This window comes from Actinacidiphila oryziradicis (assembly GCF_005047355.1).
Lineage (GTDB): Bacteria > Actinomycetota > Actinomycetes > Streptomycetales > Streptomycetaceae > Actinacidiphila > Actinacidiphila oryziradicis.
On record NZ_SUMC01000196.1, the window covers coordinates 1 to 7,897 of the forward strand.

A 7,897-nucleotide genomic window follows, 5' to 3' on the forward strand; every position below is an offset into this window, starting at 1 on the left:
TGTTGACGTTGATCCCGTCTGCCCAGATCGAGGTCAGCCGGCTGTTCTGCACCTTCCCGCCGGTACCCGACGCCCAGAAACCGGACATCGTGTGCTGGGTCCAGATGCCGTCGGCCACCCAGTTGGTGCCGGTGGTGTCCATGGCGCCGCCGTCGCCGCCGATGGTGCTGCGGCTGACCGCGTTCGCGTCGATGTGGAAGTTCTGCACCGTGCTGGACGTCAGGCCGAACAGCGCCGGCAGCGGCGTGCTGTTGGGCACCGGCACGTCACGGTAGATCGTGCTGTACCACATCCCGGCGCCCGCGACGGTGATGCCCTGCGCGTTCAGGCCCGCGGTGCCCTTCACGTAGAAGGTGCCCTGCGGGATCCACAGGATCTTGCCCTGCGACTGCGCCTGGTTGATGCAGTTCTGGATCGCGGGACCGCTGTCCACTGACTGGCTGTCGGCCGAGCCGTTGGTCGGGTTGTTGTCCGCAACCGCGCCGCAGCTGGTGATGGAGATCGAGTTCGCCGGCTGCGCCAGCGGCGCCGGCGGGTTCTCCACGTCCATCACGTCGATGTCGTAGAACGACGCACTGTTCGCCGAGTCCTTCTGCAGTGAGAACGTCGCACCCGCCGGGATCGGCGTACCGGTCACGAACGTGTGTGACTCGTCCCAGAACACCCGCGGGTCGCCGTCGGCCGGGTTCTGGTCGTCACTGTTGTTGTAGTTGGTGCCCTCGTAGACCCAGGTCTGCTTCGAGTTCAGGTTCAGGGCCTGCTGGAAGACGCCGTTGACATACAGGTCCAGCGTGCCGGTGATACCGCCGCCCGACGCCGAGTCAGGGATGCTCGCCCGCAGGTTCAGGAAGCTGATCGGCTGCCCGGTCGTGTTGGTCCACTGCACCGACTGCCCGGTGGCGCTCAGATGGGCGTACGCGTGACCGGACGCTTCCAGGGCCGCGCTGGAGTACTGCGATGTCGGCGCCGAGGTCAACGACACCACGCTGGCGCCTCCGCCGAGCGTGCCCGCCTCGCCCTGGAAACTGGTGAACCCAGTCGTCGCCCCCACCGCGGTGGCCGCGGCGGGACCAGCAGCCGTCGGCGGAACAGGCGCCGTGGCCACGGCGGCGGTGGGGGCGGCTGACGCGGATGGGGCAACCGCGGTGTGGGGGGCGGCGGCTGCTGGCACCACGGATATCAACGCCATGCCGACCGCGGCGACCGCGGTCACCGCCAATCGGCGTCTGGCGTCACCGATGCCACGTGGGGGTCTTGGGATCGGCCACATCGGATGCTCCTTCAGGAAGCTCGGGTAACCGGCGCCCCGACCGTACATAGCGGACCGGAGCCCCGCAAGGTTCCGATCCAGTAAAGAAAAAATTACGCAGAATGTTGGAAGAAAGCGCGCAGAGTCGGCTGACCTCGGATGACAACTCCCATCAACGATCCATGACAGGCACCGCAAGGCCGTCACCTGGACTACGTCGTGGGCATGAGGCACGAAAAGATCCGATGTGCCCATGAGATCGACACTCGCCGGGCGGACGCCGGAGGCAAGCACGTCCGGGCCATCGGCGCGGTCGCGAAGGAGGACGGGCGGCGGCTCCAGACCCGGGAGGACCTCGGGGGACAGCGACTCGGACCAGGACGCTGCCCATGGCGGAGGCTGAACAACAAGCCGAACGGGTCGTGCGAGCCTGTGCGGCGCGGTGTCAGGTCCGCGCCGCACAGGGGTCTTGGGCGTTGCCGTACGCGACGGGCCCGGCGAAGGGACCGGTAGCGAGGTTCAGCGGGACAGCGCGGGGGTCTCGGCCGGCTGTCGCTGCGTGCGCAGGGTTCCCGCACAGGCGCGGTCGAGAACGGTTCCCTGAAGAACATCATCAAGGAGCTCTACGCCAGGGACCAGGTCGCGGACTCCCAAGTTAAGGGAGACGGCCGGACGGCCACCGCCCTGATCGAGGAGTACAACACCGGCGAGCCGGTCGGTAAGTGGCATGTGGAGAAGGCGTCCAACAAGCTAGCCGGGCTCGCGAGCCTTCTTGAAAAGGACAGGAAGGCCAGGCTCAACGGCAGCAACGGTCTGCTCTCGGAGGCCGATCTCAAGATCGCCGACGCTGAGGCGACGGACCTCTGGAACGCACTCAACGCACGTGATGTGACGGGTGCGGTGACCGCTCATGTCCAGAACAACCAGGACACCCTGAAGGCTGTGACAACGGTCCAGGTGGAGCCGCTGCCGGTCTCGGTCTTCCACGAGCGGTAGCGCATTGCGGAGTCCAGCTGCCGGGTCTGGCGTTGGGTGCCGGCCGTCTGCTGGTAGGCCAGGTCGTTGACGTAGTAGCTGTCGGTGCTGCCGGGGGCGGTCGTGGTGCGGCCCAGGTTGTCGTAGGCGTAGCCGGCGACGACGATCCGGTCCGCGCTGTCGTAGGCGAAGGAGGTGGAAGTGCCTCCGGTGGAGGTGCAGTCGATGCCGGGGGCTGCCACCGCGCTGGTGAGCGACGTGCGGTTGCTCCGGCTGTCGAAGGCGTACGTGCGCCTGGTGCAGGCCGTGTTGGTGGTGTCGTCCACAGACTTCAGTCGGCCGGCCGCGTCGTAGCCGAAGGACTGCTCGGACCAGCCCGAGTGGGCGGCAACCTGCCCCTGCGCGGTTTGGGTCACTGTGTCCGTGTAGACAGTCGTGCTGTCTACGTCCCGGGTGTAGGTACGGCTCGTGGTAGCACCGGTGGAGTCGGTGGCGATGTCGAGTGTGTACCCGCCGGGCAGCTTCTCGCTGCTGACCAGGCCGTCCGGGTCATAGGAGGCCTGGGAGGACCCGGCCACGGAGTCGTTGGTCGCGGTGGCCATGCCGCGGGGCTCGGCCGTGTGGTCGTAGGTGAAGGTGGTGGTCGACGGCGAGTTGTCGGTGATCTTGACGGGTCGGCCCAGCAGGTCGTACTCCGTAGTGGTGATACCGCCGTCGGCGTCGCTGTACGACATCTGGCGACCCAGCTTGTCGTAGGTCGTGGTCAGTGTGCCCCCGGTCGGCGACGTGATCTTCACCGGAAGGCCGGTGGACGGGTCGTACTCCGTGGTCACCTCGGGTACGGCCTGGCCGATGCCGGCCGTGACCGTGACCTTGGTCGGGCGGCCCGCCGCGTCGTACGCGTTGGTGGTGGTGCGGGTAGTGCCGTTGGCGGTCTCGGTAACCTTGGCCGGGGTGCCCCACCAGTTGTACTCGGTGGTGGTGGTCGGCATCTGCGACGGGTTGGAGCCTCCGCCGGTAATGACATCGCCGGGCCCCGTGGAGCAGACCTGGTCGGCCCACTCCGAGCGGCCCTGGCAGGTGCCGGTGCCGACGGCGGACCAGTAGGTGGTCACCTGGGTCGCGGCGTCCGTGCCGGTGGCGCCCGGCATCAGTTGCTTGGTGACGAGGCCTCGGCGGCCCGTTCGCCGGCGGGCTCCAGCCGTGGCTTCCCGTAGGGCAGTCGAACTGTTCGACGACGGCGGCCGGTTCGGCGAGCTCTGGCATGTCGCAGAACCTACCGCGAGAGGCATTGTGCGAAAGCTGTTTTGCGAGAGGTTGTGAGAGCGAAGATCAGGGACAAACCGGACATGGTTCGGTGCGGGTCTGTGATCTCTCATGAATCACCGTGCGCGACGGTCGTCGTGCTCAGTGCGGCGGCCGGGTGCAGTCGTCCGGCGCAGCCCGCTGCCGCGCGGTCGGGTTAGGCCGCGGTGGTGACATCGGCCCAGTGGGTGACGTGTCCGGGCTCTTGGCAGTCGCCGTGCGCGGCGGTGAGGTGGTCGATGATCGTCAGTCCGCGGCCGTGCTCGCTGTCCGCGCAGCTGGCGGCCCAGTCGCCGTCCGTGGCGGCAGGGCCTCCGTCGGAAACCTCGATGCGCACCCGCCGGGCGCCGGGGTCACGGCTTAGTTCGAGGTTCAGCGGGGGTTGGGCGTGCTCAACGGCGTTAGTGACGAGTTCGGAGACGGTCAGCAGCACCGAGTCGGCCGCTTCCTCGGCGACCCTCCACTGGGCGAGGACCTCTTTGGCGACCTGGCGGGCTTCCCCGACGGCTTCCGGGCAGTGCACCAGCGGCCACGCGCGGTCCGACGCCGGTGTGCGCCGGGCGGTGGCCCGCAGTGGGGAGATGTCTGGGGCATAGGCGCTGGTCACAGTGATCACCTTCTTCCGGCGCCGCGGTGGCGCCTTGGCTCTGACCAGAACGGTCACAAACCATCTATAGCACTCCCTATATAGACAAAGCAATATAGGGAGTGCTATAGATGCAGATATGGATGAGATGCCCGAAGAGGGCCCCCCGGAGGTGGCGGCGGCGTTGGACGAGCTGGTCCGCGAGATGGCCATTGACCACCTGTCGGACTGGCGGGGCATAAGCCTGACCACGGTCTCGACGCTGGGAAGGCTGGAGCGGGAGGGTCCGATCCGGCTGACCGCGCTGGCAGCGGCGGAGGGGGTGACCCAGCCGTCGATGACCGTGCTGGTCCAGCGGCTGGAAGCCCAGGGCCTGGCATCGCGAATCAGTGATCCCGAAGACGGGCGGGTCCGCCTCATCGCCCTCACGGATGCCGGGCGCGAGCTGATGGCCGAGCGCCGCCGGACGAGGGATGCCCGGGTGGCCGGCCTGCTGGCCGCGTTGCCCGAGCAGGACGTGCGGGCGCTGAGCGAGGCCCTGCACACGGCCCTGCCCATCGTCCGGCGCATGCTCCGGGAAACTCCGCAGCCCCCCACCACCGATGGCGGAACGGTGGCCCCCTGACCCCCGGGGTGCTCTCTTCGGCGTCTCCTCCTGCAGGCGGCTGGTCCTGCTCCGCTGCCCCGTCGCGCCCCGCGCGCGCCGGGCCCCGGCTCCTGGCACCAGCCCCCATATCGGACCTCCGGAAGGACGGAGAACCATGAGCAACAACTCGGCACCCGGCACCAATGCGCCGCCGGCTGAGGTACCGGATTACCCGATGCCCCGGGCGGCCGGCTGCCCGTTCGACCCGCCGCCGGCCCTGCACACCCTGCAGGCCCAGTCCCCGATCAGCCGGGTCCGGCTGTGGGACGGCAGCACCCCGTGGCTGGTCACCCGCTACGAGGACGTGCGGGCCCTGCTGGCCAATCCGCGGATCAGCTCGGACAGCACCCACCCGCACTTCCCGCATTCGGGCGCGGCCCAAATGGAGCGCCGGACGCTGGCGCGTTCCTTCATCAACATGAACGATCCAGATCACGCCCGGCTCCGTCGGATGGTCACCGCGGCCTTTTCCATCAAGCACGTGGAGGCCCTGCGGCCGGCGATCCAGAAGATCGTCGACGGCCTGATCGACGCTATGCTCGCCGGTCCGAAGCCGGTGGACCTGGTCGAGGCGTTCGCGTTGCCGGTGCCGTCGCTGGTGATCTGCGAGCTGCTCGGCGTCCTGTATGCCGACCATGACTTCTTCCAGGCCAACAGCAAGATCCTGATCAGGCGCACCACAACCGCGGAGCAGGCGCGGGAAGCCACCCAGCGGCTGATCGACTACCTGGACGGGATAATCGGCGACAAGCTCGCCCACCCGGCGGACGACCTGCTCTCCAGGCTGGCCGCGCGGGTCGGGGTCGGTGAGCTCTCCCGGCGGGAAGCGGCCAGCATGGGCGTGCTGCTGCTGATCGCCGGCCACGAGACCACGGCGAACATGATCGCGCTGGGCACCCTGGCCCTGCTGCAGCACCCGGACCAGCTGGCCCAACTGCGCGAGAGCGACGATCCGAAGCTGATCGCCTCGGCGGTCGAGGAACTCCTGCGCTACCTGTCCATCACGCACAGCGGACGGCGCCGCGTGGCCTTGGAGGACATCGACATCGGCGGGGTGACCATCCGCGCCGGCGAGGGTGTCGTCCTCGCCAACGACGTCGGCAACCGCGATCCGGCCGCCTTCTCCGACCCCGACCGGCTGGACGTGGAGCGCAACCCCCGCCACCACGTGGCCTTCGCCTTCGGTGTGCACCAGTGCCTGGGCCAGCCGCTGGCCCGGGTCGAGCTACAGGTCGTCTACGGCACCCTGTACCGCCGCATCCCCACCCTGCAGCTGGCGGTGGACCTCGCCCAGATCCCGTTCAAGCACGACGGCCTCGTCTACGGCGTCTACGAACTACCCGTCACCTGGTGACCGCGGCCAAGTGCCGTGCAGGAAAGGAGGATTCCGATGAAGGTCATCGTCGACCAGCACAAGTGTGTCGCCTCCGGTCAGTGCGTGCTGACCGCACCCGAGGTGTTCGACCAGCGCGAGGAGGACGGCATCGTCGTCCTGCTCGCCGAGAACCCGCCCGAGGACATGGCGGACGAGGTGCGGCAGGCGACCGTCCTCTGCCCGGCCCAGGCGATCTGGGTGGAAGAACAGGAGAAGCAGGAGGACAAGGAATGAAGCGCATCGTCATCGTCGGGGCCGCGGCCGCCGGTCTGACCGCGGCCGAGACCCTCCGCCGCCGAGGCTGGAGCGATGACCTCGTCCTGATCGGGGACGAGTCCCATCCGCCCTACGACCGGCCGCCGCTGTCCAAGCAGATCCTCACCGGCGCGTGGGAACCCGAGCGGGCCATCCTGCGCTCCCCGCAGGGCCTGGCGAGGCTGGAGGCCGACCTGCGGCTCGGACAGCGCGCCGCCGCCCTCGACGTCCCAGGCCGCCGGGTACATCTGGCCGAAGGGGTGAGCATCGGCTTCGACGCTCTGATCATCGCCACCGGCGTGACCCCCCGCCGCCTCCCCGGCAGCGATCTGGCCGGGGTCCACGTCCTGCGCACGCTCGACGACGCCCTCGCACTGCGCGCCGCGCTGCTCGCCGGGCCCGACGTGGTCGTGGTCGGTGCCGGATTCCTCGGCACCGAAGTCGCCGCGGCAGCCCGAACCATGGGCCTGGAGGCGACCCTGGTCGAGCCAGAGCCCGTCCCGGTGCGCCAGCCGTTCGGCGACCGCATCGGCGCCCTCGTCGCCGAACTGCACCGCGACCACGGCACCCGCCTGCGCTGCGGCGTGCCCGTCACCCGGCTGCGCAGCGCGGGCGGCCGGGTGACCGGGGTGGAGCTCGGCGACGGCACCACGCTGCCGGCCGACATCGTCGTCCTGACCCTCGGCTCCACACCCGCGACCGGCTGGCTGACCGGCTCGGGCCTGAACCTGGGGAACGGAGTGGAGTGCGACGCGCTGTGCCAGGCCGCCCCAGGCATCTACGCCGCCGGCGACGTCGCTTCCTGGCCCAACCCGCACTTCGGCACCCGCATGCGACTGGAGCACCGGATGAACGCCACCGAACAGGCCATGGCCGCGGCCGGCAACCTGCTCGGCGACGCCGCCCCGTTCGCCCCCGTGCCCTACTTCTGGACCGACCAGTACGACACCAGGATCCAGGCGTACGGCATCTTCCCCCCGGACGCGGACCTGCGGATCGCCTACGGCACCGCGTCGGACGGCCAGTTCACCGCCGCCTACGGCCACCACGGGAGGGTGGTCGGCGTACTCGGCTGGAACACCCCCCGCCAGGTCCGCACGCTGTGCCGCCTGGTCCTCGAACGCGCGCCGTGGACAGCCTTCACGGCTACACCCGCGCCCCGCCTGGCACCCGTGAACTGACCGCCACGGTCACGACTCCTCAGCGACGCTGCGGGCCTTGACCTGGTCGTACTTCACACCGACCTGCTTGCCCCGAACGACGCGAACGCCCGAGCGGCGGGCCTGGACAGCTTCCTCACGGGCCGTATCCCGCACACGGAAGTCACTCTCGGCATGTCCCCACGGCTCTACGCAACCTGCGCCGAACTCTTCCAAGCAGACCGGGAGATCGCGGAGCGGACGCCGGGGCTACGCGCGGAGGACCGCACCACCGACGTCGAGGAGGAAGAACTGGAAGAACGATCGACGGCCGCGCGCCGCGAGTACCGCGAGCGCCAGGAGGAAG

At 69.3% G+C, this 7,897-nt stretch carries 6 protein-coding genes and 2 pseudogenes; 4 read left to right on the forward strand and 4 right to left on the reverse strand.

Annotated features, from left to right (window positions below; genetic code table 11):
- The 3 genes and pseudogenes from FCI23_RS52790 to FCI23_RS52800 form a co-directional block, all read right to left on the reverse strand.
- Positions 1 to 1,213, reverse strand: a pseudogene (locus FCI23_RS52790) (coagulation factor 5/8 type domain-containing protein); the annotation flags it as partial.
- A gap of 986 nt (positions 1,214 to 2,199) precedes the next feature.
- Positions 2,200 to 3,399: pseudogene (locus FCI23_RS52795) on the reverse strand (sugar-binding protein); the annotation flags it as partial.
- Between the two features lie 287 nt (positions 3,400 to 3,686).
- On the reverse strand, positions 3,687 to 4,136 hold the full coding sequence (locus FCI23_RS52800) for an ATP-binding protein (RefSeq protein WP_246144889.1): 450 nt from the start codon (positions 4,134 to 4,136) through the stop codon (positions 3,687 to 3,689).
- 118 nt (positions 4,137 to 4,254) lie between these two features.
- Here FCI23_RS52800 and FCI23_RS52805 point away from each other — a divergent pair, with 118 nt between their 5' ends.
- The 4 genes from FCI23_RS52805 to FCI23_RS52820 all read left to right on the forward strand — a co-directional run bounded on the left by FCI23_RS52805 (position 4,255) and on the right by FCI23_RS52820 (position 7,572).
- Positions 4,255 to 4,740 (forward strand): MarR family winged helix-turn-helix transcriptional regulator, encoded by a 486-nt coding sequence (locus tag FCI23_RS52805; protein WP_136731142.1) that lies wholly within the window; start codon positions 4,255 to 4,257, stop codon positions 4,738 to 4,740.
- Between the two features lie 136 nt (positions 4,741 to 4,876).
- Entirely contained in the window at positions 4,877 to 6,115 is a 1,239-nt protein-coding gene (locus FCI23_RS52810; protein ID WP_136731144.1) for a cytochrome P450, read from the forward strand.
- A 36-nt stretch (positions 6,116 to 6,151) separates the two neighbouring features.
- On the forward strand, positions 6,152 to 6,370 hold the full coding sequence (locus FCI23_RS52815; RefSeq protein WP_136731146.1) for a ferredoxin: 219 nt from the start codon (positions 6,152 to 6,154) through the stop codon (positions 6,368 to 6,370).
- Positions 6,367 to 7,572 carry an NAD(P)/FAD-dependent oxidoreductase gene (locus tag FCI23_RS52820; protein WP_211265872.1) on the forward strand — a complete coding sequence of 402 codons (1,206 nt, stop codon included), beginning with the start codon at positions 6,367 to 6,369 and terminating at the stop codon, positions 7,570 to 7,572. Before FCI23_RS52815 ends, FCI23_RS52820 begins: the two co-directional genes overlap by 4 nt.
- A 9-nt stretch (positions 7,573 to 7,581) precedes the next feature.
- Here the strand turns inward: FCI23_RS52820 and FCI23_RS62880 are convergent, their stop codons facing one another.
- Positions 7,582 to 7,707 carry a hypothetical protein gene (locus FCI23_RS62880; RefSeq protein WP_265737860.1) on the reverse strand — a complete coding sequence of 42 codons (126 nt, stop codon included), beginning with the start codon at positions 7,705 to 7,707 and terminating at the stop codon, positions 7,582 to 7,584.
- Between the last annotated feature and the right edge of the window lie 190 nt (positions 7,708 to 7,897).